Here is a 24,431-nt window from a genome sequence, read left to right as displayed (position 1 = left end):
TTTCAATTTCTCTATTGACAGAATTAACTAGCATACTTTTTGAAACACCACCCGTATTTTAAACGCATTAAAAAAAGCCCTTTTATCAGTAATGCCAGTCAGTTAAGCAGACATTAGAAAAATGTAGTAAAAATGAGTGTATGCCAATACGCTCATTTTTTTTATGACTTTATCTGAAAATTTAGATTGCACCCTTCAACATTCTTTGCCTTCACTCAGCCATTTCAGTGAACTCATTGATTTAAACTGGATTAAAGAAAGCCTACATCAAACAGGTAAGGCTTCTATCAGGAGAAGAAAATTACCTGCCGAACATGTGGTATGGCTGGTAATTGGGCTTGCCCTATTTCGAGATCAACCGATCGGGTATGTCGTAGAGCAACTAAAACTTGTGTTTGGTACAACAGAATATTGTGTCCCCAGTGCAGCAGTGCAAGCACGACAACGTTTAGGACGAGAGCCCTTGAATACCTTGTTTTCTCTACTCAGCCAAGCCTGGTTTGAAGAATCCCAACAGCAATACTCAAACTTTCATGGCCTTAGTGTATGTGCTGTTGACGGGGTGGTTTGGTCTATGCCTTATACAGACGAGAATTTTGAACACTTTGGCTCATCTAAGGGTAAAACCGCTGCAGCCCCTTATCCACAAGTGAGAGCAACCTGCCTGGTAAATACCAGCACCCATGAAATCATTGATGCCCAAATAGGTAGCATGGATCAGGGTGAACTTACACTGGCAAATCGATTATGTCCTCCATCGCATAGTATTACCTTGTTTGATCGAGCCTATTTCTCTGCTGATTTCTTGATTGACTGGCAAACACGAGTAGAAGCCAGTCATTGGTTAATGAGAGCAAAAGATAATTTACGCTATGAGATCATTAAACGTAATTCCCCGCATGACTTTCAAATCAAAATGCCTCTTTCAGCTAGAGCCAGGAAGCTAAATCCATCATTAGGAGAATATTGGGAAGCGCGTTTGATTGAAGTTGAGCAGGCAGGGAAAATTAGACGTTATATCACTTCATTAATGGATTCAAAGGCATATCCACTGATAGGCTTGGCGAAGCTTTATGCCCAGCGCTGGGAAATAGAAATGTGTTACCGAGAAATCAAAAGTGATTTACAGGAAGGTAAGCATTTGAGGAGCAAGCAACCTGATTTAATTTATCAAGAATTATGGGGGGTCTTCATTGCCTATAATATTCTAAGAAGACAAATGAAACATATGGCTCAACGTGCAAAAGTCAGTCCTTTGAGAATCAGCTTTCATATTGCCTCTATCAGCATCCTGAATATATTAAGATTTGATTCTTTAGACTCCGCAGGGAATTTACCTAAACATCTAGAAAGTTTACTGGAGAAATCGAGGAGGTATGTTTTGCCTGAGAGAAGGGTTAGAAGTTGCCCACGAGTTGTGAAAGGAAAACCGCAGAAATACCCAAGAAAATGCCAGTCAATTTCTTAACTGACTGGCATTACCTTTTATCAGGGCTTTTAACTTATTTCTTCATCACTTTGCCTAGAAGTGATATTTCACTAAAGCACTGACATTATTTTCATCGGCATTTGGGATACCGAATTTGTTGTTCCAGATAGAATGTTCAATCCCCAGATATAAATTGGTGTCTGGAGAAATGTGTTTACCGACATTCCATTTCCATTGGGTGGTCCAGTTCATCTCGCTGTCATGAGTATCTTCTTCTGTAGACCAGTCTAAGAAGCCATCCACCAGAAATTCTTCAGTTCCCAGTTTAATTGGCACGCCGTAGGTCAGTGTCAACTGGTAATCATCATCAATATTCTCATTATTCACGCGATAAAGATTAATGCTAGCATAGCGGAAATAGGGAATTTCCAGATCGAAACCTACGCCGTAGAGGAAGTTATCAAAACCTTCTCCACCTTCCCAGGTCGTTGAGACCAGTACATCTTTAACCGGGCCAAAGGCAAGTTTCTGGCCTGATACTTCTCCCAAGCTTAAACGTGGTGAAAATTCAAAATAACTGGATTTAAAGTCATCTGCGCCGCGCATACGGTCAATGAAGAAGAAGACATCTGCATATTTTATTTTTGCCGTATATTCAAAGGTCGCAGTCGCCTGTTTCTCATCGACCACCTCATAGTTTTCTCCATAAAGTCCGGTGACACTGAAGTCTTGCCAGATCGGTTTTGCCTGTGCGGATGCCGCACCCAATACAAGTAATGTTGCAGCAGTAAGTTGAGTGAATTTCATAAATAAGGGTCCCCAGTGGAATGAAAAAATCACATTCTGAATTAAGCAAAAACAAAGCCAACATTTTTAATTTTTGATAAAAAAAACAGCCCATTTTCCTGGACTGTTTTCATTCTGGTTTAAATTTTCTAATGTGGAAGCTTTGCCACAATTTCTGTAGTTGCTGTACTTTTATTTTTAAATAAGTTCAGATGATTGAACAACAGGTTGAGTAAAATGGCCATTAAGCAGGTTGAGCTGATGCCTGAATGAAACAAGGTTTGTACCCATTTTGGAAAATTGGCATAAAAGGAATGATCAATAATTGGAATCATACCGGCAGCAATAGCGGTCGCAACAATGATGAGATTTTTTTGCTCGTTATAATCAATTTTAGCCAAGGTACGAATCCCGCTTGCAGCGACTGTTCCAAAAAGTACCAGACCTGCACCACCTAATACCGGTACAGGAATGGCAGCAATCAAACGTCCCATAATGGGCAGTAAACCCAGCACTACTAAAATCATGCCACCCGCAGCGACCACAAATCGGCTTTTAATTCCGGTAATCGCCACCAAGCCGACATTTTGCGCAAAAGCACTTTGCATAAATGAACCAAAAACCGGTGCCATCGCACTCGATAACATATCGGCACGCAAGCCATTCGAGATACGATCCGCATCCACTTTGGTACCTACAATCTCACCCACTGCAATGATATCTGCTGTGGTTTCGGTCATGATCACTAGCGTAACGATGAGCATGGAAATGATGGCAGTGAGCTCAAACGTGGGCAGTCCAAAGGCGAAGAAGCTAGGTACCTGAATCCATGTCCCAGTCGCAACTTTAGAGAAATCACCAAAACCAAATAAATAAGCCAGTACTGAACCTAAAACAATTGCCAGTAAAATAGACAAGCGACGAATAGCAGCGTGTCGGCTTAAATTCAGGCAAATCACTAAAGCTAAAGTCATGAGTGCCAGACCAATATTCTCGACACTTCCCCATTCTGGTGCCTTGGGATTGCCGCCCATCATCCAGCGGACTGCTACAGGTAATAAAGACAAACCAATGATAGTAATGACGCAACCGGTCACCACAGGTGGAAAGAAACGGATAATTTTGGAAAAATAAGGTGCGAGGAGAAAACCGATTAATGAGGCGACAATGACTGCACCGTAGACTGCTGGCAAACCACCGCCTGTAGTCACAATCGCCACCATCGTCGCAACGCCAGCGAAAGAAACTCCTTGTACCAAAGGTAATTTGGCACCGATATATTTCACCCCAACGGTTTGCAAAATTGTGGCTAAACCACCCACAAATAGCGCCGCTGCAATCAATAATCCAATTTGATAGGCTTCTAGGCCGGCTGCCGTTCCCACGATTAAAGGCGGTGCGATAATTCCGCCATACATGGTCAGTACATGTTGCAAACCATAAGCTACACTTTTCCCCGCACCTAAATATTCATGTTCAGGTGATATTGTTTTACTTTGTTCTGTCATTTTTCTCACCCTCAAAGTCTAAATATAAAATCAGCTTCCGCGATATGTGGAGTACGCGAATGGGCTGATCAGTAAAGGAATATGAAAATGCTGGAATGCATCTTTCACATAAAAATGAATAACTGCTTTAGGAAAAAAAGTTTCTAAACCCAAACCTTCAAAATAAGCAGATGTAAAAAACTCAAGACTATAGATACCTGTTTTTAAATCGACTATGCCAAAATCACTGACGCGGCCGTCTGTATTGGTTTTTGTCTCAGCAAGCAAGCGACCGTCTTCAGCAAAAAGTCGTACCACCACGTCTGTCGCAGGTTTTCCCAGATGTGTATCTAAAATATGCGTGCTAATCATGCATGAAGCTCCTGAGCCAGTCGTGACAAGGCAATTTCTGCCAGTTGATGATGGACAATACGTTTCTCAATCTCTGGATCATTTAGCAAACGATAGTTCAGGGCTTGAAGGACGTCTTCACTGCTCAATCCAGCAGCTTTGATCAGAAAGATAAACCCATATTTTTTTTCATAGGCAAGATTGCCTTTAAGCAGCGCGAGCTGGGTATCGTCATCTGCTGTAATGCCGGATTGCTCACGATGGGAAAAGTCTTTTTCTATTTCACTTAATTCAGCCTGTGCCTGTTTTTCACCTATACGGGGATGATTATCCAGCGCAGTTTTAATTTCATCCCAACTCCAGGTCGCCGCCTGTTGGTTCGCTGCACTCAAAACATCCTCAAGCGATGCATAAGGACGTTTTGCGGCAAGCTCGGTCGACCAGCTGGGTATTTGCACACAGTGCTTTAAAAAGATCATCGCATCTTCTGCTGATGCTTGATTAAATTCAACAAGTTGCACTATTCAATCGCCTGTTTATATTGCTTGGTTATTTAAAACTGGTTTTGCAATAACAGTGCCAAAGCTGATGTGTTTGTTATTTTTATAAAGTACATGACTCAAAAAAGAGCATCTAAACTGATCTTTTCCAATATATTTTATGATTATGGCGCATGATGGTTATACCAGTGCTCGGCAATATCCCCACGGCGGCAAATCCAGACCTTGTCATGATTCTGAATATAATCTAGGAACTTTTGTAGTGCTTTAAAACGTCCCGGCCGTCCTAAAATACGGCAGTGCATGCCAATCGACAGCATTTTTGGCGCAGTTTCACCTTCGGTATAGAGCACATCAAAAGCATCCTTGATATATTGATAAAACTGTTCCCCGCTATTAAAACCGCCAGGTGAACTGAATTTCATGTCATTGCTATCCAGGCTATAAGGAATAATCAAATGCGAACGTGTTTCCCCTGCCTGATTGGTCAAGGTGCTCCAAAATGGCAAGTCATCCCCATAGTAATCAGCGTCATATTTGATTTGAGGAAAATCAGCCAGAAGTTGACGGGTATTCGGACTGTCCCGACCGGTATACCAGCCGATCGGTGCTTCACCAAACAGGCTTTCCAGAACGCTGACCGCCTGATCCATATATTGGCGTTCCATTTCAATCGGCATGTCCTGATAATGTAGCCAGCGCTGACCATGTGAAACGACATCATAATCGGCTGCTTTAATCGCCTCTACCACATAAGGATTACGTACCAATGCCATGCCGACCCCAAAGATAGTCATCGGCAAACCACGTTTCTGGAACTCCTGATGAATCCGCCAGAAGCCAGCACGTGAACCATATTCGTACATCGAATCCATCGACATATGTTTGTCTGGAAAGCTGGCAGCACCAATAATTTCAGATAAAAACTGTTCTGATCCTGTATCACCATGTTCAATGTGGTTTTCACCACCTTCTTCATAATTCAGCACAAACTGTACCGCGACACGCGCGCCGTTTGGCCATTGCACTTTTGGTAGTTCGCCATGATAACCAATCAGGTCACGCGAATAAGGTGCACTGCGAATGCTCTCGATAAGTTCTTGTCCGCGTAAGTAGCTAGTCGTCACATCAATTCCTTGTGGATTCTGAGTAAATGATCAATGGTCTATACGCGTGATAAGCAATTTATGCGCCAAACTAGAGCATTGAAATTGAGAGCACGCTTTTTAAAAAATATTTTCAGCGAGATTTAAGCTTAGAAATATCCCATCTCAATATTTGCGTGGTTGAACATAAAAAACCTGGAAAGATGCTTATTTTGTTTTTAATCGCTGGTCAGTGTTCTGATTTACGCAATCCTATGTCCTGTTAATTGAAATTTCATAGAACACATTGCTGTTTTATAGTCCAGCTAAAGGTCATGACACAGAACCCATTATGAATACAAATATCGCCGCTTTTAGTCCCGACTTACCAGTCCATATGACATTCGAGGAACATGACTGGCATCTTTTGGCTCAGTACTGGTATCCGATTGCACTTGCGCGTGATATTACAGATCAGCCAACAAGTAGCATGCTGCTTGATATGCCGCTGGTGATTTATAAAATGAACGATGAACTGGTGGTGGCGAAAGATGCATGTCCGCATCGCGGTGTACCTTTAAGCTTGGGAAAAAATGACGGCCAAGGCGTGGTGTGTCGTTATCACGGTTTACGCTTTGGCAATGAAGGTAAATGCAACCGTATTCCTGCACATCCTCAGCATAAAATATCGGAACGTTTCCATTTGAAAACTTATGCTGCGGTAGAAAAGTATGGTCTGATCTGGTGTTCATTAAGCGCTACAAAAGATGCAGAACCTCATATTCCTAACATGCCTTTTTGGGATGATGCTGAGTATCAGCAACTGGTCTGCCCTCAGATAGACATTCAATGTTTTGCAGGAAGACAGCTCGAAGGTTTTATTGATGTGGCACATTTTGCCTGGGTGCATCCCGATACTTTTGGTGATCCGGAGGATGTAGAAGTTCCTGATTACAGTACGACAGAAACGGATGTTGGTTTTAATGCAGATTATATCAGTAGTGTGGGACGTTATCCGATCGGAACAGAGCAGCGTGGCCAGGAAGATTTTAAATGGTTACGTCATTTTGAAGTGAGCCTACCCTTTACTGCAACACTTACGATTCATTTTCCAAATCATGCCAAGCAGGTCATCATGAATGCGGCTTCACCCATGACTGCGCGTTCAACACGACTTTTTGCGCCTATTTGCCGCAATTATGATAAAGATTTACCGGTTGAAGATGCCTACGCATTTAATCTAAAAATTTTCGAGGAAGATCGTTTAATTGTAGAAAATCAGAAACCTGAATATTTACCTTTGGACTTATCTTTAGAAGCGCATTTTCCGGCAGATCGAAGCTCGAGTATGTACCGAAAATTACTACGCAAACGGGGATTTAGTCCTTTATTTGCTGCTTAAAAGTTCATTCAAGTGAAAAAGCGATTATAGGTAGTAAGGGTTAGAGATGCTCTGATATTTAAAAATCAATTGGGTTATATCGTGATTTCTAACAGGATACATCTTGTTATATATCCTCATAAGCCTTGTATTCTGGTGAAGATAAGGCCTTTTAGAACGATAAAGAACTTTAAGAAGATAAAATTAGTTTTTTATTAAAATAGGTATATAATAAATAAAATCACTTTACTTTACTATTTTAATAAAATTATGGATCAATATTGCACACTGCAGATTTATCAGGAAGATGAATGGCTGGATTGCGCTATTGTTGAGATTGTCGGTCAACAACAAACTGGATGGCAAGCAGCCACGCGCACATCATATCTATTTGAATATGCTATTTCTTATATGGACCTAAGCGATGGGCATGCGCTAGCCTATCATTTACCAGTAAATGTGCAAAATACCTTGCAATCTACCTGGCCAGCCTTCCTGATGGATTTGTTACCTCAAGGTTATGGCCGTAAAGAATTACTCCGTCAGCTTAATTTTTCTGAAAACACTCAGGAACAAGCAGACTGGGCGCTTCTAAAAGCGGGTGCAGGTAATCCGATTGGTAATTTACGGATTAAAGAGGCTTATGAATGGCTACAGGGGCAGTTTCCTGTTCAGCAGAATCATGGCTTTAGCCTAGACCAAGTCGTAGAACGTCAAGAAAACTTTATTGAATCCTTAGCCTCTTATGGACTTTTTATTGCCGGCTCTTCTGGTATTCAGGGCGAGTGGCCAAAATTACTGCTGACTCAAGGTCATGATGACCTGTTCTATCTGGATCACACGCTGACAGATCATCAGGTCAAACAGCATTGGCTGGTGAAATTCAGTCGTGGCAGTGATCAGAATCTAGATAAAATTTTGATGCACGAAGCCTTATATATGAAAATTGCCCAATACCTGGGACTTCGTGTTCATCAGGAACTGGAGCTGCATGGTAAGACTTTATTTATTCCCCGATTTGACCGTAAAGTCAGCGATGGGAAGGTTGAAAGAATTGCCCAGGAAAGTATTGCTTCTCTGGGAGGAAAAGCCGGTTTTGGGGTAAGAATGAACCATAACCAGATCTGTAGCCTGTTGATGCAATGCTGTACTGAACCAAAACAGGAAATCTTTGAATATTTGAAGCGTGATCTTGCCAATGTCGCTTTAGGTAATAAGGATAATCATACCCGTAATACAGCGATTCAACGTTTCAATAAAGGAATCATTCAACTAACCCCATTATTTGACTTTGCGCCGATGTGGCTCCATCCAGATGGTATTGCCCGGACTACGCGTTGGAAGCGAGATGATCATGGTGGTATGCCAATTTGGCATTCAGTCATTGAACAGATCGCCGAAAGCACGATGATTGATCCAAAAGAAATCAAAGCGGTGTTAATCGAGCAATTACCACTTTATCAGGGATTACTCGAGCACATGCAGCATCTGCAATTGGCACCTGAAATTCTGGAAAATAGTCAGTATCGAATTGATAATATTTGCCAACAATTGGAGGAGCTGAATCATGGATAAACGTTTCAAGCCCCTGACCCCGATTCAACAGATGCAAAAGAGATTGTCTGTACTTGAAACCGTCAGTAATAATCCTGACTGGCCTTTTCATCAGGTTGCTCGTTTCATTCGTACCGAGTTGCACCTCACGCTCAACGATATGGCTAAAATTACCAAGATTGCTCCCCAGACTCTACAGAAAATGGAACAACCGGAAGGCAATCCAACACTCAAGTCTATGCAAAAATTACTGGATGCTTTTGGCTTAAAGTTAGAAATTAGGGTTAAATCCTGATAGAAATCTGATGCTTTAATTGATATTTAGGGGAATTTTAGAGAAGAAGAATGGCTTAACAACTGAAAATATGCCCTGCTCCAATCTGTCTGTTAAATCCTTGCTTCATTACAGGAATCCCGGTTTAAATTAAACACGAGATTCACTGGAGGCTGACATTGTCTCATCAGTTTTTAATGAATATGTTTACTTGCGAAACGTCATTATGAAGAAATATCAACACATAAATATTTCATTTCAAGATATTCATCCATACCGAATTTAGATCCTTCACGGCCTAATCCCGATTGCTTGACTCCACCAAATGGCGCAACCTCATTAGAGATAGCTCCGGTATTGATTCCCACCATACCGTATTCTAAGGCTTCGCCTACACGCCACTGACGTGCTGTACTTTGGGTAAATACATACGTGGCCAGACCGAATTCCGTATCGTTTGCCATCTGAATCGCTTCTTCTTCAGTCTTGAAGCGGAATAACGGCGCCAACGGTCCAAAAGTTTCTTCTTTTGCTATACGCATCTGCTGGGTAACTTCAGTCAAAAGCGTAGGTTCGAAGAATGTACCGCCCAGATTTGAGCGCTGTCCACCGGTTTTCACCTGTGCACCTTTGCTCAATGCATCGGCAATATGTGACTGCACTTTTTCAATTGCAGCCTCATCAATTAATGGACCCTGAGTAGAGGCTTCATCACGGCCATCACCCACTTTCAGCTTGGCAACGGCAGCCACCAGTTTTTCTACCAGCGCATCATAAATGCCATCTTGTACATAAATCCGGTTCGCACACACACAGGTCTGTCCACTGTTCCGGAATTTACTCGCCATGATGCCCTGTACCGCCTGTTCAAGATTAGCGTCATCAAAGACCAGAACCGGTGCATTGCCACCAAGTTCTAAGGACAGTTTTTTGATGGTCGGCGCACATTGCTGCATCAGGATGCGGCCGACTTGAGTCGAACCGGTAAAGCTTAACTTTTTCACGGTTTCGCTTTCACATAAGACCTGACCCACTTCAACCGCATCACCACTAACATGCAGCAATACATCTTGTGGTAAACCTGCGCGCAAGGCCAAAACCTCAAGCGCATAGGCGGTTAAAGGCGTTTGTTCAGCCGGTTTAACCAGCATTGAGCAGCCAGCAGCCAGAGCTGGCGCGGCTTTACGGGTAATCATCGCCGCCGGGAAATTCCATGGCGTGATCGCAGCTGTTACCCCAATTGCCTGTTTAATGACCAATAAACGTTGATGGGAAAGCGTTGGAGTCAACACGTCACCATCAATACGACGCGCCTGCTCGGCAAACCAGCGGATAAAGGAAGCGGCATAACCGATTTCACCACGCGCCTCAGCCAGTGGCTTGCCCTGTTCAGCGGTCAGAATCTGAGCCAAAGACTCTTTATGTTCCTGCATCAGATTGAACCAGGCCCAAAGCACATCCGCACGTTCGAGGGCTGTCTTGGCTTTCCAGACTTTCTGTGCTTGCTGAGAACGAGCAATCAGCTGTTCTACAGATGCCCGGTCATGGGATTTTACCCATGCCAAAGTGGCTTGGGTTGCTGCATCTTTGACTTCAATATATTCATCCGTGGCAGGCTGATCGAAGCTGATATCAGGATGCTGTAATAAATCTCTATATTGCGCTTGAAGCATGATCATTACTCTTTCATTAGGCTGCAACAGACATTGCAAACCCTTGTTTCAAGATAGCCAATCCCGCACGGAACTGTTCTGCCGGAATCGTGAGCGGGTATAGGAAACGGATTACATTACCATAACGACCGCAGGTCAGGATTAACAGACCATTTTGCATGGCATGGTTTTGTACAGCTTTTGCCTGTTCCGCAGTTTCCAGCTCAACCGCCACCATTGAGCCCAGTGCACGAATCTCTTTAACCATGCTAGAAGACATTTTCAGTTCATGTAAAACATCAACCAGTTCTGCGCCTAGATCATTCGCTCTCTCACAAAGACCTTCTTCTTCAATGATATCCAGTACCGCATGGGCAGCCGCAACAGCAACCGGGTTACCTGCATAAGTGCCTCCCAATCCACCTGGATTTGGTGCATCCATGACTTCAGCACGACCTACCACGCCTGAGATCGGGAAACCGCCGCCTAGACTCTTTGCCATCGTAATCAGATCTGGCTTGGTCTCATAATAATCCATCGCAAACAATTTACCTGTACGCGCAAAGCCAGACTGTACTTCATCAGCAATCAGTAAAATGCCGTTTTGATCGCATAGTACACGCAAGCGTTTCAGGAATTCTGCAGGCACCACATTAAATCCGCCTTCGCCTTGTACAGGCTCAAGCACAATCGCTGCTACGTCATGCGCAGCAATATCTTCTGCGAAAATGTCTTCGATGCTTTGCATTGCATCATCTACGCTAATGCCTTTGGATTCCACCGGGTAACGGGCATGGAAAACACCACCAGGCATCACCCCAAAGTCGCGTTTATAAGGTGCAGTTTTACCGGTCATGGCCATCGTCATAAATGAACGGCCATGAAAACCATTACCAAAAGTCACAATGCCATGACGGCCAGTATGGGCACGGGCAATTTTAACTGCATTTTCGACAGCTTCAGCACCAGTCGAAAAGAATGAGGTTTTTGCAGCACCTTGGATGGGAGCGCGTGCATTGATACGTTCTGCCAGAGCAATGTAACTCTCGTATGGTACAACCTGATAAGCTGTATGGGTAAATTTGGTTAATTGTTCAGTGACCGCAGCAATAATTTTAGGGTGGCGATGGCCAGTATTCAGTACGGCGATCCCGCCCGCAAAGTCGATATATTGATTACCTTCTGCATCCCAGATGGTCGAGTTTTCTGCTTTCTCTGCGTACCATTGACACATGACCCCAACACCACGTGGTGTCGCCTGCTGTTTACGTGCATTCAGTGCTGAGTGTTTACTGTCCATTTTGTATCCTCATTCTTGATTCATACGTTGTAAATTTTGCTATCCGGATCTTGGGATAGAAATTTGCCAAAGACTGGCTGATATGGTTCATTTTGCGCTTTTATACGTATGAGACGAGAGCCACTTTGCAGCAGATGGAAGGAGCCAATTGGTCTATTTAAAACGAGTAAAATAGTCAAAATATAAAATTATTTTATTTATAAACAGTTATTTATATTTTTAATAAAAATTGGCTCCTTTTTAAATAAAGAAGCCAATTTAAAAATCCATTGCAAAAATTTAGGATAGGTCATCATGGATTAAATCCAGTCGGTTTAATCAATTAATCCATGTTGCAAAAACTTCGCTTAACCCGGATAGATCCCTCGTTCCTGACGTGCCATTAAAATACGTTCACAAGCCAGAATATAAGCGGCTGTACGCAAAGAACATCCGGCCTGAACTGCTTTTTGCCATACATCCTGTACCGCATTTTTCATGCTGGCATCCATACGCTGGTTAATCTCTTCCTCAGTCCAGAAGTAGCTGGCCAAATCCTGAACCCATTCAAAATAGCTGACCGTCACGCCACCCGCATTGCAGATCACGTCTGGCACCACCGTAATATGACGCTCACTCAGAATTTCATCCGCTTCAGTCAAAGTGGGACCATTGGCACCTTCCAGAATCATTTTGGCCTGAATATTTTGCGCGACCTGAGTATTAATCACACCTTCCAACGCTGCCGGAATAAAGACTTCGGCAGGAATGCTCCAGAAATCTGATGCAGAAATTTCATCGCTGGCAGAAAATCCCTGAATTTTATGGTGGGTATTGGAGTATTCAAGCAGCTTTTTAATATCAATTCCCTGTTCCTGATACAGGGTGGCAGAATGGTCCTGAACACAGATCACTTTGCTGCCATTTTCCTGGAAAAGCAGCGCAGCTTCACTGCCGACATTACCAAAGCCCTGCACACAGACCCGGGCAGCTTTTAAATCCAGACCGATTTGCTGGGCAACTTCACGCCCGCTAATAAACACACCACGACCTGTGGCTTTACTGCGGCCCAAGGAGCCACCCAGATGCACCGGTTTTCCGGTAACCACACCAGTAATCGTAGAACCCGCATTCATAGAAAACGTGTCCATCATCCAGGCCATGATTTGTGGATTAGTTCCAACATCCGGCGCAGGAATATCTTTTTGCGGCCCAATAATTAAATTTATTTCTGCCGTATAACGTCGGGTCAAGCGTTCCAGTTCGCGCTTGGAAAGCTGGCTCGGATCAACTCGCACACCGCCTTTGGCACCGCCAAAAGGTAAATTTAGAGCAGCACATTTGATCGTCATCCAGGCCGACAGAGCCATCACCTCATCTAAATTGACATCTGGATGAAAACGCACGCCGCCTTTGCCTGGACCGCGAGTTAAATTGTGCTGAACACGATAGCCTTCAAAATGCTGAACCGTACCATCATCCATGATGACCGGAACATCGACAATCAAACTGCGCTTTGGGCGTCGCAGCATGTCCAGTCGTTCACTCAGCTCACCCAGATAAGGCGCTACTTTATCCAGTTGCTTAAGATAATTGTTCCAGGCCGTTGTACCTTGCTCGGTATAGGTCAATCCTTTCATCATCATGTTCATTCTATGATCCTTTTGTTATATGCAGTCGTATGTCCTGGCGGCTGCAACACATCTCTATTCGGCTGTTATGGCAATCATTGCTTGATTCAGGTCTTAGTTCAGCGAGCTCCAAACAAAATCAGTGTCTAGATTTTCCGCTTTAGTTTTAATCGGTATCTGTGTATATTGCCTGCCCGCCTGTATGCTCGCATTCAAGCCGCAGGTACATGATCAAAACGCATACAAGACACTTTACAATGACTGCCTGATCAGACTATTTTGCACCTAGCAATACCGCTCTCACGAGAGCCATTTCAAATTTGTAGGAGAGAGCCAATTGCGTAGCTTGCTTGGAGATTATTTACTGCAGCGATTGCAGCAAGATGTCACAGGAACATTACAGATGCGCCTGTTCCGCTGCTTGCGTAACGCGATTATTGATAGCGTATTGGCTCCCAAAACCCGCTTGCCTGCATCACGTGATCTGGCCAAAGAGATTCAGGTATCGCGTAATACGGTGTTAAATGCCTATGAACAATTACAGGCACAGGGTTATGTTGATGCCCGTACCGGCCAAGGTACCTGGGTAGTAGAGAAATTACCCGAATCCTTTTTGGTGAAGGCAGAACAGAATTCTCCTGCCGTTGCAGAAAAAAAAGCACAGCAAAATTATAATCTGTCGCAACGCGGTTCTTACTTGCTCGGCTATTCCGCGGCTTCGCCTTATCAATGGGGAGCCTTTGTACCGGGCGCACCCGATGTAACCGAATTTCCGCATCATATTTTCAGCAAAATCCAAACGCGTTTGAGCCGTGAACCTCAAGTTAACAACCTGATTTACAGCAATGCCGGTGGCTCCCTAGAACTGCGTCAGGAGCTGGCAGAATATCTGAAAATTGCCCGGTCAGTGCAGTGCGATGCTGATCAGATCATTATTACCGAAGGCACCCATCAGGCGATTGATTTGGTCTCGCGTACTTTAAGCGACATAGGCGATGAGGTCTGGATCGAAGATCCAGCCTATTGGGGCGCGCGTAATATTTTACGAATTAATGGCGTCAATCTACGTTCCTTACCGGTGGATCAGGAAGGGATTATTCCCGATCTGCATCCCAAGAAACCACCTAAACTGATTTTTGTGACGCCGTCGCATCAGTATCCTTTGGGCTCACATTTAAGTTTAGAACGGCGCAAACAGTTAATTGCACTGGCACGCCAGCACAATAGCTGGATTGTTGAAGATGATTATGACAGCGAGTTCAGGTTCTCGGGCCAGCCCTATCCTTCTTTACAAGGTTTAGAGCCGGATTCTCCGGTGATTTATATGGGGACGTTCAGTAAGACGATTTATCCGGCCCTGCGTATTGGCTATTTAGTGGTACCAAAACAGCTCTTTTCTTCATTGCGAATTGTAGCTTCGGAACTTTATCGTGGTGGTCACTTAATCGATCAGCAAACACTGGCTGAATTTATCCGTGAAGGACATTATGAAGCGCATATCCGACGGATGCGTTTATTGTACGGTAAACGCCACGCTTTTTTAATTGACCTGATTCGCCGACATTTAGGTGAAGATTTTCTGCATGAATACAATACCGCCGCCGGTTTGCATCTGATTTTAAAATTGCCGAGCAGCAGTGATGATGTCTTGATTGCATCCAAAGCGCTTGAACTGGGAATCAAGGTCAGAGCCTTATCGCAATACTATACCAAACATTATTCCACCCGGCAGAAAGGATTATTACTGGGCTTTGCCTGTGTGAGTGAACAGGAAATTCTGGTGGCTTTCGGGATATTGTTAAAGTGCTTGCGCGAGCATCGGATCCGCACTTTAACTTAGTAAAAACTTAAGGATCAATACAATTATATTTTTAAAATCAAAAAGCTTTTAATTTATTTTTAAAGGGAACGTAAACCTGCTTTTAGCCTGATATTTTAGGTAAGCTTTATTTTTCTGTAAATATGGCCTGCTTATATTTTTTATCTCTTAAGCCAATTGGCTCCTTTGAATTGCTCAAAAATGGCTCTCGTCACTTTACAACAAAAAAGAGAAATTAACCGCATACATGAACAGCATGTAACCGTACTTTAATCAAAGTGTGATCCTGTCTATAGGGCTACAAGGATTCATTTTATTAAGATTAACTTAATATTGGTCAAGCACTGATGAATTCGGTTACAGTTTCAAAGGATAAGATAGCGTAAGCCAAATAAGGAATTTTATTGCCGCTACGCTATTGATATTAAGGGAAATTATATGGCAGAACATCAACATTTCTCCAATTCCGAATCATCAAACGGCTTAAAAAACGGACTTAAATCACGCCATCTCACCATGATTTCAATTGCCGGTGTCATTGGTGGAGCACTCTTTGTCGGCTCCGGTAATGTCATCTATTCTGCAGGACCGGCTGCACTCATTGCCTATACTCTAGGTGGAATATTAGTTTTACTCATCATGCGTATGCTGGGAGAAATGGCGGTACTGAATCCCGACAGTGGTTCATTTTCAACCTATGCGGATCGTGGAATCGGGCGCTGGGCTGGATTTTCTATCGGCTGGTTATACTGGTCTTTCTGGACGTTGCTCATGGGCTGGGAAGCCTTTGTTGCCGGGAAAATCCTAAATAGCTGGTTTCCATTTATCCCGATCTGGGGCTATATGCTTCTGGTCACTGTAGCACTGGTCTGGATTAATCTCCGTGACGTAAAAAACTTTGGTGAATTCGAGTTCTGGTTTGCCCTGATCAAAGTTATTGCCATTGTACTGTTTCTGGTGTTTGGTAGTTTGGCCGTGATGCACCTGTGGCCTTGGGGCGATGCCTCTATGCTCGGTGGTACAACTCATCTAACCGCTCAAGGCTTTATGCCCAATGGGTTTTCATCGGTGATCACGGCCTTATTGGGTGTAATGTTTGCTTATATGGGAGCAGAGATTGTCACCGTAGCAGCAGCTGAAACCAAAGATCCAGCCAAGGAAATTCGTAAGGCCGCTAATTCAATTGTATGGCGTATCATTTTATTCTATGTCGGTTCAATGTTGATTACGGTTTGCCTGATTCCACACAATAATCCTTTATTGAAAGATCCGACCTGGGGTACGTATAGCGTAGCGCTTACTGCACTCGGTATTCCAGAAGCACGCCATATTGTTAATTTTGTCGTGCTCACCTCGGTATGTAGCTGCTTTAACTCCGCACTTTATACCTGTTCACGCATGGTCTATTCCCTCTCGAAACGTGGAGATGCACCAAAGAGTTTCGGTTTAACCAACCGCAATAACAGCCCATGGGTAGGTGTCATCTTTTCAAGCCTGTTTTCTTTCGTGGCGATTTATCTGACTGCCACCGAAAGTATGAATATTTATGATGTCTTGATGTTAGCGACTGGTACCGTATCTTTATATGTCTATCTTGCTATTGCCATTTCTCAGCTTAAGTTACGTAAAAAACTGGAAGCTGAAGGACAAAATATTCCATTCAAGATGTGGTTATTCCCATGGCTCACTTATCTGGTCATTATCTTTATTGTCGGCGCTTTAATTACCATGATTATTGAAGGAACCTATTTTAAAGAAGTGGTTTATACCAGTGTGCTTGCATTATTTATTGTGGGCTTAGGCATCTGTGCACAAAAGTTTAACTGGGGTAAAGCCTCAGCCAAAAAGGAAAAGGCAGCACAGGCCAGAATTAATTTAAGTGATAATCTTTAATTTATTTCTATAGAAATTTTTTAAACACATCAGAATGAATAAATAAATGGAGAGTTAAAAAACTCTCCATTTATTTTATATACAAGCCCAGGGTGTGTTGACACTTTTAGCTTAAAAAAATAGCGAAGTAGTAAAATCAAATCACCAAACCCAATTTTACTATTCGCTATGCCTCGTACCATGCTGACAGATCAACACTGGCAAAAGTTGAAAGTTATTCTGCGTAATTTATCCATTCACCACAACTCAAATTTACGCAATTTTATTGAAGCTATTCTCTATAGAATTAGAACAGGCTGTCCGTGGCGAGATATTCCTTCTTGTTTTGGTCATTCAAACTCTATTTTCAAACGTTTTAATCGTTGGTCAAGCAGCGGTAAGTTACTTAGATTATTCAAATTACTAGCCTCATGCCCCGATATGGAGTGGATTTTTATTGATGGCTCTCATGTACGTGCTCATCAACATTCTGCCGGCATAGCGAATCAATCTATTTCTAAAAGTGTAGGAGGAAACTCCTCAAAAATACATTTGATTGTTGATGCACATGGCAATCCTATTGATTTCATGATTACCGATGGAACCACACATGATGTTAAAGTTGCACCTGATTTAATATCAACATTAGATTTAAAAGAGACAAAAGTGGTATGTGCAGATAAAGGCTATGATTCAGAACCACTGCGTGAACAGATCAGGAAAACAGGGACTAAAGCGAATATACCAAAGAAAACGAATAGCCAATCGAACAATGACCATATGGACTGGTATTTATATAAAATCAGGCATTTAGTTGAAAATATGTTTTGTAGATTAAAGCAATTTAGAGGAATAGCTACTCGATATGACAAGCTCAAGAGAAATTATCAAAGTTCTGTTGCCTTAGCCTGTATATTTTTATGGCTACCGTTATAGGGTTAATTATGAACAGTAAGTGTCAACAGACCCCAGTAAAAAAGGCCTATGTATGTCTAGATTTTAAATCTCCGTTGATACCTCACCTTTCCTAATCAAATTTCACCTTTCAAGACCACCTCCGCTATCAAAGTGTAGCCAGAAGCTGTTCCATCAGCTTTTTCTGTTGTGGTTGCTCAACCTGATCCGTTTCAACGAATAATTGATAAATCTCGAATACATTCTGTTATGAAATGTTGAGTCCAGCCTCATTTTGCCTAAAAGCTTCTAATATATTTTTTCTTATATGGCCACAATCATTGGAATTGGAAAAGATATGAATCATTATCCTGAAACCCCAGCTTCAACTGAAACACAAGACCATCAACCGGGTGTGCAAACCAAAATGGACCCTGCACCGGAAATTATTAAACCGCATTATAAAGGCAGTGAAAAATTAAAAGGCAAAGTTGCCTTGATTACTGGTGGTGATAGCGGAATTGGCCGTTCTGTATCGGTCTTATTTGCTCGCGAAGGTGCCGATATTGCCATTTGCTATTTGGATGAAGATCAGGATGCACGGGACACCAAAAAAATGGTGGAAGATGAAGGCCGCCGTTGTCTGCTGATTCAATGTGATTTACAAGATCAAGATGAAATCAAGAAAATGGTGGAGCAGACCCTTCAGGAATTTAAAACGATTAATATTCTGGTCAATAATGCCGGGGTTCAATACCCGAAAGAAAGTATTACCGATATCTCGCCCGAGCAATTACTTAAAACATTTAATGTGAATATTTTGTCGATGTTCCACCTGACTCAGGCGGTGATTCCACATATGCAAGAAGGTGACAGCATTATCAATACGACAAGTATTACCAGTTATCACGGACATGATCAGCTGATTGACTATGCCAGTACCAAAGGTGCCATCACGACATTTACCCGAAGCCTTTCCACCAATTTATTAAAAAATAAAACGGGCATTCGCGTCAATGGAGTCGCGCCAGGGCCAATCTGGACACCATTAATTCCGAGCAGTTTTGATGAAGAACAGCTTAAAGATTTTGGTAAAAGTACCCCAATGGGCCGCATGGGCCAGCCAAGTGAAGTAGCACCGGCGTATTTATTTCTGGCCAGTGAAGAAGCCAGCTATATTTCAGGTCAGGTGATTCATGTGAATGGCGGCAGTATTATTAACGGCTAATCTGGCACAGAAGATAGCGGTTCTAGCTGACCGTTATCTTCATCTATTTAATCTTTAGATTTTCATATTTTAAAAAATTAGGTTTTTATAAAATGATTCCAACAAATACTTACCCTTGTAAAAATAAGCTCTTGTTATAGTAATTTCAGCCAAACCTGATGAGGATATTAAGATGCCTAGAGGTGACAAATCAGCTTATACCGAGAAGCAGAAACGGCAGGCCAAACATATTGAAGAAAGCGAAAAAGCGCGTGGGCATTCTGAAGAAGAAGCCGAACGTATCGCTTGGTCGACGGTCAATAAACAAGTGGCGGCAAGAAAAAGAAAACGTCCCCCTAAATAGAATTCATGTCGATGAAAGTATGGGACAGATACAAAGACCCTCTATAATTAAATTATAGAGGGTCTTTTACCATCAGCTTTAAGTAATATTTTCGATACGCTGCTGAGTCCATGCTGGCCAGAGCTTTTCCAGTGTTTGTTCAAATTTTGCATTTTCGGTTCGCCATTGTGGATTTTTGTCCTTATCAATAATCAGCGCACGAACCCCTTCAATAAAATCGCCCTGCTCTAACCAGACATCCTGCAAGTCCCGTTCTAGCTGCATACATTTTTCCAGCGACAAATTCTGTCCGGCTTGCTGTAACTTCAGGCTGGTCTGTTTTGCCATCACCGGACGCTGCTGCAAAATGGTCAGCATTTTATTGGCCCATTCCTGATTAGTTGCACTACTTGCATGAGCAAGGCTCTGTTCAATCTCCTCCAGGTGTTGATAGCCAAAATGCTGATTAATCAGATCTGCACGTTTTTGCAGCTCGCTTTCTACCGGATGCGTAATATAGGAACTAATGATCTTTTGAATCTCAATCGGGTTTAATACCGGTGCTGCAATCAATGCTGCTTCCAGTTCAGCAAAACGCTCACTCGGCACATGATAATCCACCAGATCCAGATACAGCGCATCACTGCTACTGATTTGCTCACCAGTCAATGCCATATAGACACCGACTTCATCCAGTCGGGACAGAAAATGGGTAGCACCGACATCGGGGAAAAAACCAATCGCAGTTTCTGGCATGGCAAAACGTGATTTTTCACTCGTAACTTTGATATGACAGGCTTGAGCCAATCCAAAGCCTCCGCCCAGTACATAGCCATCCATCATCACGATCACGGCCTTTGGAAAATTACGCAAGGTGCTCAGCATCTTATATTCAGTGGCAAAAAAATCCTGATATTGGGTATTGCCGGCCTGATAGCTGTCATACAGATAGCGGATATCTCCTCCGGCACAGAACGCCTTGGGACTGTTGGAATTGATCAGAACCGCTTGTACCTGTGGTTCATGCAGCCACTGATCGAGTTGCGCCTGAATGCCCTGAATCATCGCCAGGGTTAAGGCATTTAAATGGCTGGTGCGGTCCAGGCTGATAATGCCCAGCCCCCCTGCGACCCGAATCGCTAAATTATTTTCATCACTCATTCTTTTTGTTCCTATTATGAATTTCTTATTGATGGGTAAATTTGGCTGGGCGTTTTTCCACAAAGGCCTGCATGCCTTCCTTTTGATCGGAACCTGCAAAAATGGAATGGAATACCCGGCGTTCAAAGCGCAGGCCTTCAGCCAGGCTCACTTCAAAGGCCCGATTAATTGATTCTTTAATCATCATCACGGCAGTAAGCGATTTTTCAGCAATTTTTTCGGCAGCTTGCAGGGTTTGCTCCAGCAATTCTTCCTTGGCAAATACCCGAGCCACCAAACCACTTTGCTCCGCTTCCTGCGCCCCCATCTGCCGTGCAGTCAGGCACATTTCCATGGCTTTGGCCTTACCAATCGCCAAGGTTAAACGCTGGGTACCACCAATGCCGGGCAACACGCCTAAGGTCACTTCAGGCAGACCAAATTTTGCATTATCAGCGCAGTAAATAAAGTCGCACATTAAAGCCAGTTCGCAACCACCACCCAAAGCATAACCACTCACTGCGGCAATTAAAGGTTTACGACGCTGCGCAATTCGATCGGCCAGACTGAAAAAATCATCCAGATAAATTTGCGGAAAATTCAGATCTGCCATTTCTTTAATATCGGCACCAGCGGCAAAGGCTTTTTCCGAACCGGCAATCACAATACAGCCAATTGCCGGATCTTTTTCCAGCTGATCCAGTGCCTGATTGACTTCAACAATCAGCTGGTTATTCAGTGCATTTAACGCTTGCGGACGATTTAAAGTAATCAGCCCAACCCCGTTACGTTGTTCTAATAAAATTGTTTGCCACCGCATGAGATAAATCCTTTTAAAATTAGAGGCTGCGTGCAATCACCAGGCGCTGAATATCGCTGGTGCCTTCATAAATCTGACAAATCCGCGCATCGCGATAAATCCGCTCAATCGGAAAATCTTTCAGATAACCGTAGCCGCCAAAAATCTGCAGCGCTTTGGAGCAGACACGTTCCGCCATTTCCGAAGCAAATAGCTTGGCCATGGAGGCTTCAGTTAAACAGGTTTCACCGGCTTCTTTCTTGCGTGCTGCAAAATGGACCAGTTGCCGTGCTGCTTCAATTTCAGTCGCCATACTGGCCAACCTGAAAGAAATCGCCTGCTGTTCAAAAATCGGTTTGCCAAAAGCCACGCGATCATGCGCATAGGCCGTTGCTTCTTCTAAAGCGGCACGCGCCAAGCCCACCGCCTGTGCTGCAATGCCGATCCGTCCGCCTTCCAGATTGGCCAAGGCAATTTTCAGGCCTTCACCTTCTGCACCGAGTCTTAAACTTTCATGGATGCGGACATCGGTTAAGGCAATCTGACAGGTATCCGAAGCATGCAGGCCGAGTTTTTCTTCCACCCGAATGACTTCATAGCCAGGTGTGTCTCGCGGCACTAAAAATGCACTCATGCCTTTTTTGCCCGCAGCTGGATCAGTCACGGCAAACACAATAATCATCCCGGCATTGTGCCCTGAGGTAATAAACTGTTTGGCGCCATTCAGAATGTAATGATCGCCATCCTTGACCGCCCGGGTTTTAATCGCGGCAGCATCCGATCCGGTATGCGGTTCGGTTAAGGCAAAGGCACCAATCATTTCACCTTGAGCCAAAGGCTTTAAAAATTGCTGCTTTTGCTGTTCCGTGCCGAACTTCAAAATCGGCACACAACCCACGGAGTTATGTACGCTCATAATCGCGGATGTTGCGCCATCGGCCGCAGCGACTTCTTCTAAGGCCAAGACATAAGCCAGCGTGCCTGTGCCCGAGCCGCCCCATTCTTCCGGAATCAGCATGCCTAAAAAACCCAGCTCTCCCATTTGGGCCAAGGCATCTTTGGGAAAGATGCCTTTTTGATCCCACTCGCCGGCAAAGGGTTTAATCTGTTCCTGGGCAAAGCTTTTGGCCATATCCTGAATTAGTTTTTGCTCTTCCGTTAGTTGCATCGATGCTTCCTTCAATCTTCTTATTTAATCTATTGGCTTTATGAGCTTATGCAGTTTTGGATTGCTGTTTGTTGATTTCCTGATTCCGGAGTAAAAAGCGTTGAATTTTACCGCTTGGGGTTTTCGGCAATTCGGTCACGAATTCAATCAGGCGTGGATAGGCATGCGCAGACAAACGCTTTTTCACAAATTGACCGAGTTCTTCTTCCAGATGGGTCGAAGCTGCAAAATTATTCGCCAGAATCACAAAGGCTTTAATCACTTCGGTACGCTCGGGATCCGGTACGCCAATCACCGCCGCTTCAATCACGGCATCGTGTTCCAGCAAGGCACTTTCCACATCAAACGGCCCCACCCGATAGCCCGAGGTAGTAATGACATCATCACTACGTCCCACAAAACTCATACTGCCATCTGCATGAATTTCTGCGGTATCCCCAGTTAAGTAATACTGTCCGACAAATGGAGATTTACGGCTTTCTTCATAGCCAGAGAACCACATCATCGGCGATTGGCTGATATCAACCGCTAAGATTCCCGGGACGTCAGCCGCTAATTCATGACCCTGTTCATCGACAACGGCAATTCGGTAACCCGGGCTGGCAAAGCCTGCCGAACCTGAACGGACCGGATGTTCCAGGGCATGATGATTACATACCACCATCCCGACTTCAGTCTGGCCATAATGGTCATAAATCGGTACATCCAGCACCTCTTTAAACCAGCGGATCACTTCCGGATTTAACGGTTCACCCGCACTGCTGACGACACGTAATTTACCGCGCAGTTTTGCCATTTGAGTAGGATCGGCTGCCATCATCATGCGGTAAGCGGTCGGTGCACCAGCCAGATTGGTAATGCCATATTCCTTAACAATGTCGCAGACACTTTCCGCATTAAACCCACCTTCATAAAACAAGGTCGAGTGTCCAAGTACTAAGGGGCCAGTAATCGCGTAATACAACCCGTAGGCCCAGCCGGGATCGGCAATATTCCAGAAAGCATCTTCAGGAGTCAGACCAATGGCATTTTGCATATAGCTTGCAAAAGCAATCAGCGCTTTTAAAGGGACTTTAAGCGGTTTCGCTGGTCCAGTGGTGCCCGAGGTAAACATCAATAAAAATGGATCATCAACATTCAGGATCTCCAGCTCACAAGCTTCAGCCTGACGGTTTAATACCGTCCAGAAGCTGAGGTCGTGCGGATAGCGCTCTGCCTCAGTTTCGGCATGTACCGTCACAATCGGTGGACAGTTGCTGATCTCGGATAATTTGTCCCGATTCGCCAGATCAGTCACCACCAGCTTGCTTTGCGCCAGCTGAATACGATGCTCGATGGCTTTGGGACCAAAGGCCGTAAATAAGGGTTGATAGACAGCACCAATCCGCCAGGTTGCCAAAATAGTAATGATCAACTCGGGAGTACGTGGTAATAATCCGGAAACGCGGTCGCCTTTACCAATGCCTTGAGACTTTAAAAAGTTGGCAAACTGGCTGGAATATTTTTTGAGTTCGGCAAAGCTATACTGTTCTTTACGGCCATCTTTACCATGCCAGTACAAGGCAATGGCATCGGAATTGGCATGACGGTCACAGCATTCATAACAGGCATTTACTGCCTGCATTGAACCGGAGAGATACTGGCTTGCAACCGTGTTTAAATCAAAGTCTTGAACCGTTGTTTGATAATCTAACATGTTAAACCTCAGCCTGAATTTATCGTTATTACTGACAAGGTGTAATTATTGAAGCGAATCCTTGCTCCATCTAATCTTTTAAGT

General features: G+C 43.7%; 21 protein-coding genes. 9 read left to right on the top strand and 12 right to left on the bottom strand.

Features of this window, described 5'->3' with window-relative positions; genetic code table 11:
* Positions 1-163 precede the first annotated feature (163 nt).
* Positions 164-1,468 carry an IS4 family transposase gene (locus F891_RS07330; RefSeq protein ID WP_005104965.1) on the top strand — a complete coding sequence of 435 codons (1,305 nt, stop codon included), beginning with the start codon at positions 164-166 and terminating at the stop codon, positions 1,466-1,468.
* Positions 1,469-1,522: 54 nt separating this feature from the next.
* On the opposite strand, the gene F891_RS07325 is transcribed toward F891_RS07330, so the two are convergent.
* From F891_RS07325 to puuE, 5 genes are all read right to left on the bottom strand, one after another.
* Entirely contained in the window at positions 1,523-2,236 is a 714-nt protein-coding gene (locus F891_RS07325; RefSeq protein ID WP_005262971.1) for an outer membrane protein OmpK, read from the bottom strand.
* A 128-nt stretch (positions 2,237-2,364) separates the two neighbouring features.
* Complete coding sequence (locus tag F891_RS07320; protein WP_005262969.1) at positions 2,365-3,723, bottom strand: nucleobase:cation symporter-2 family protein; 1,359 nt, start codon at positions 3,721-3,723, stop codon at positions 2,365-2,367.
* Between the two features lie 30 nt (positions 3,724-3,753).
* A complete protein-coding gene (gene uraH / locus F891_RS07315) occupies positions 3,754-4,074 on the bottom strand; it encodes a hydroxyisourate hydrolase (RefSeq protein ID WP_004280258.1) in 321 nt (106 codons plus the stop codon).
* Complete coding sequence (gene uraD, locus F891_RS07310) at positions 4,071-4,574, bottom strand: 2-oxo-4-hydroxy-4-carboxy-5-ureidoimidazoline decarboxylase (protein WP_005262968.1); 504 nt, start codon at positions 4,572-4,574, stop codon at positions 4,071-4,073. The genes uraH and uraD overlap by 4 nt, the downstream gene beginning before the upstream one ends.
* Before the next feature lie 143 nt (positions 4,575-4,717).
* The gene (gene puuE, locus F891_RS07305; RefSeq protein ID WP_005262967.1) at positions 4,718-5,680 is read right to left on the bottom strand and encodes an allantoinase PuuE; all 963 of its coding nucleotides are present in this window, start codon (positions 5,678-5,680) and stop codon (positions 4,718-4,720) included.
* A 310-nt stretch (positions 5,681-5,990) separates the two neighbouring features.
* Between puuE and F891_RS07300 the strand changes: the two genes are divergently transcribed.
* From F891_RS07300 to F891_RS07290, 3 genes are all read left to right on the top strand, one after another.
* A complete protein-coding gene (locus F891_RS07300; protein WP_005262966.1) occupies positions 5,991-7,040 on the top strand; it encodes a Rieske 2Fe-2S domain-containing protein in 1,050 nt (349 codons plus the stop codon).
* 249 nt (positions 7,041-7,289) lie between these two features.
* Positions 7,290-8,594 carry a type II toxin-antitoxin system HipA family toxin gene (locus F891_RS07295; protein WP_005262965.1) on the top strand — a complete coding sequence of 435 codons (1,305 nt, stop codon included), beginning with the start codon at positions 7,290-7,292 and terminating at the stop codon, positions 8,592-8,594.
* Positions 8,587-8,868 (top strand): helix-turn-helix domain-containing protein, encoded by a 282-nt coding sequence (locus tag F891_RS07290; protein WP_004280265.1) that lies wholly within the window; start codon positions 8,587-8,589, stop codon positions 8,866-8,868. The genes F891_RS07295 and F891_RS07290 overlap by 8 nt, the downstream gene beginning before the upstream one ends.
* 203 nt (positions 8,869-9,071) lie before the next feature.
* On the opposite strand, the gene F891_RS07285 is transcribed toward F891_RS07290, so the two are convergent.
* The 3 genes from F891_RS07285 to F891_RS07275 form a co-directional block, all read right to left on the bottom strand.
* The gene (locus tag F891_RS07285; protein WP_005262964.1) at positions 9,072-10,520 is read right to left on the bottom strand and encodes an NAD-dependent succinate-semialdehyde dehydrogenase; all 1,449 of its coding nucleotides are present in this window, start codon (positions 10,518-10,520) and stop codon (positions 9,072-9,074) included.
* Between the two features lie 16 nt (positions 10,521-10,536).
* Complete coding sequence (gabT, locus tag F891_RS07280; RefSeq protein WP_005262962.1) at positions 10,537-11,799, bottom strand: 4-aminobutyrate--2-oxoglutarate transaminase; 1,263 nt, start codon at positions 11,797-11,799, stop codon at positions 10,537-10,539.
* 347 nt (positions 11,800-12,146) lie between these two features.
* A complete protein-coding gene (locus tag F891_RS07275) occupies positions 12,147-13,418 on the bottom strand; it encodes a Glu/Leu/Phe/Val family dehydrogenase (protein WP_034439540.1) in 1,272 nt (423 codons plus the stop codon).
* Positions 13,419-13,746: 328 nt separating this feature from the next.
* Between F891_RS07275 and F891_RS07270 the strand changes: the two genes are divergently transcribed.
* The 5 genes from F891_RS07270 to F891_RS18060 all read left to right on the top strand — a co-directional run bounded on the left by F891_RS07270 (position 13,747) and on the right by F891_RS18060 (position 19,565).
* Positions 13,747-15,249 carry a MocR-like pyridoxine biosynthesis transcription factor PdxR gene (locus tag F891_RS07270; protein ID WP_005262958.1) on the top strand — a complete coding sequence of 501 codons (1,503 nt, stop codon included), beginning with the start codon at positions 13,747-13,749 and terminating at the stop codon, positions 15,247-15,249.
* A gap of 417 nt (positions 15,250-15,666) precedes the next feature.
* Entirely contained in the window at positions 15,667-17,121 is a 1,455-nt protein-coding gene (locus F891_RS07265; protein ID WP_004280273.1) for an amino acid permease, read from the top strand.
* Positions 17,122-17,289: 168 nt separating this feature from the next.
* On the top strand, positions 17,290-18,036 hold the full coding sequence (locus F891_RS07260) for an IS5-like element ISAba31 family transposase (protein WP_005262957.1): 747 nt from the start codon (positions 17,290-17,292) through the stop codon (positions 18,034-18,036).
* Between the two features lie 316 nt (positions 18,037-18,352).
* Positions 18,353-19,222: an SDR family oxidoreductase gene (locus F891_RS07255; RefSeq protein ID WP_005262956.1), complete on the top strand. Its 870-nt coding sequence runs from the start codon at positions 18,353-18,355 to the stop codon at positions 19,220-19,222.
* Positions 19,223-19,394: 172 nt separating this feature from the next.
* Positions 19,395-19,565: a hypothetical protein gene (locus tag F891_RS18060; RefSeq protein ID WP_005262953.1), complete on the top strand. Its 171-nt coding sequence runs from the start codon at positions 19,395-19,397 to the stop codon at positions 19,563-19,565.
* Positions 19,566-19,643: 78 nt separating this feature from the next.
* Here the strand turns inward: F891_RS18060 and F891_RS07245 are convergent, their stop codons facing one another.
* The 4 genes from F891_RS07245 to F891_RS07230 are packed head-to-tail and all read right to left on the bottom strand — an operon-like array spanning position 19,644 to position 24,347.
* Entirely contained in the window at positions 19,644-20,705 is a 1,062-nt protein-coding gene (locus F891_RS07245) for an enoyl-CoA hydratase/isomerase family protein (protein WP_005262951.1), read from the bottom strand.
* A gap of 25 nt (positions 20,706-20,730) precedes the next feature.
* Positions 20,731-21,504, bottom strand: a complete 774-nt coding sequence (locus F891_RS07240; protein ID WP_005262950.1) for an enoyl-CoA hydratase — start codon at positions 21,502-21,504, stop codon at positions 20,731-20,733.
* 19 nt (positions 21,505-21,523) lie between these two features.
* Positions 21,524-22,651, bottom strand: a complete 1,128-nt coding sequence (locus F891_RS07235; RefSeq protein WP_005262949.1) for an acyl-CoA dehydrogenase family protein — start codon at positions 22,649-22,651, stop codon at positions 21,524-21,526.
* Positions 22,652-22,697: 46 nt separating this feature from the next.
* Positions 22,698-24,347 (bottom strand): AMP-binding protein, encoded by a 1,650-nt coding sequence (locus F891_RS07230; protein ID WP_005262948.1) that lies wholly within the window; start codon positions 24,345-24,347, stop codon positions 22,698-22,700.
* Positions 24,348-24,431 lie beyond the last annotated feature (84 nt).

Source organism: Acinetobacter sp. CIP 101966, assembly GCF_000369725.1.
Taxonomy (GTDB): Bacteria; Pseudomonadota; Gammaproteobacteria; order Pseudomonadales; family Moraxellaceae; genus Acinetobacter; species Acinetobacter lwoffii_Q.
Note: the sequence above shows the minus strand (reverse complement) of the source record. Positions and strands in the feature narration are given on the sequence as shown.

Excerpts from the sequence above, each read along its gene's own strand:
- F891_RS07330 (WP_005104965.1), top strand. The coding sequence starts at position 164 with ATGACTTTATCTGAAAATTTAGATTGCACCCTTCAACATTCTTTGCCT.
- F891_RS07325 (WP_005262971.1), bottom strand. The coding sequence starts at position 2,236 with ATGAAATTCACTCAACTTACTGCTGCAACATTACTTGTATTGGGTGCG.
- F891_RS07320 (WP_005262969.1), bottom strand. The coding sequence starts at position 3,723 with ATGACAGAACAAAGTAAAACAATATCACCTGAACATGAATATTTAGGT.
- uraH (WP_004280258.1), bottom strand. The coding sequence starts at position 4,074 with ATGATTAGCACGCATATTTTAGATACACATCTGGGAAAACCTGCGACA.
- F891_RS07300 (WP_005262966.1), top strand. The coding sequence starts at position 5,991 with ATGAATACAAATATCGCCGCTTTTAGTCCCGACTTACCAGTCCATATG.
- F891_RS07295 (WP_005262965.1), top strand. The coding sequence starts at position 7,290 with ATGGATCAATATTGCACACTGCAGATTTATCAGGAAGATGAATGGCTG.
- F891_RS07290 (WP_004280265.1), top strand. The coding sequence starts at position 8,587 with ATGGATAAACGTTTCAAGCCCCTGACCCCGATTCAACAGATGCAAAAG.
- F891_RS07285 (WP_005262964.1), bottom strand. The coding sequence starts at position 10,520 with ATGCTTCAAGCGCAATATAGAGATTTATTACAGCATCCTGATATCAGC.
- gabT (WP_005262962.1), bottom strand. The coding sequence starts at position 11,799 with ATGGACAGTAAACACTCAGCACTGAATGCACGTAAACAGCAGGCGACA.
- F891_RS07275 (WP_034439540.1), bottom strand. The coding sequence starts at position 13,418 with ATGAAAGGATTGACCTATACCGAGCAAGGTACAACGGCCTGGAACAAT.
- F891_RS07265 (WP_004280273.1), top strand. The coding sequence starts at position 15,667 with ATGGCAGAACATCAACATTTCTCCAATTCCGAATCATCAAACGGCTTA.
- F891_RS07260 (WP_005262957.1), top strand. The coding sequence starts at position 17,290 with ATGCCTCGTACCATGCTGACAGATCAACACTGGCAAAAGTTGAAAGTT.
- F891_RS07255 (WP_005262956.1), top strand. The coding sequence starts at position 18,353 with ATGAATCATTATCCTGAAACCCCAGCTTCAACTGAAACACAAGACCAT.
- F891_RS18060 (WP_005262953.1), top strand. The coding sequence starts at position 19,395 with ATGCCTAGAGGTGACAAATCAGCTTATACCGAGAAGCAGAAACGGCAG.
- F891_RS07245 (WP_005262951.1), bottom strand. The coding sequence starts at position 20,705 with ATGAGTGATGAAAATAATTTAGCGATTCGGGTCGCAGGGGGGCTGGGC.
- F891_RS07240 (WP_005262950.1), bottom strand. The coding sequence starts at position 21,504 with ATGCGGTGGCAAACAATTTTATTAGAACAACGTAACGGGGTTGGGCTG.
- F891_RS07235 (WP_005262949.1), bottom strand. The coding sequence starts at position 22,651 with ATGCAACTAACGGAAGAGCAAAAACTAATTCAGGATATGGCCAAAAGC.
- F891_RS07230 (WP_005262948.1), bottom strand. The coding sequence starts at position 24,347 with ATGTTAGATTATCAAACAACGGTTCAAGACTTTGATTTAAACACGGTT.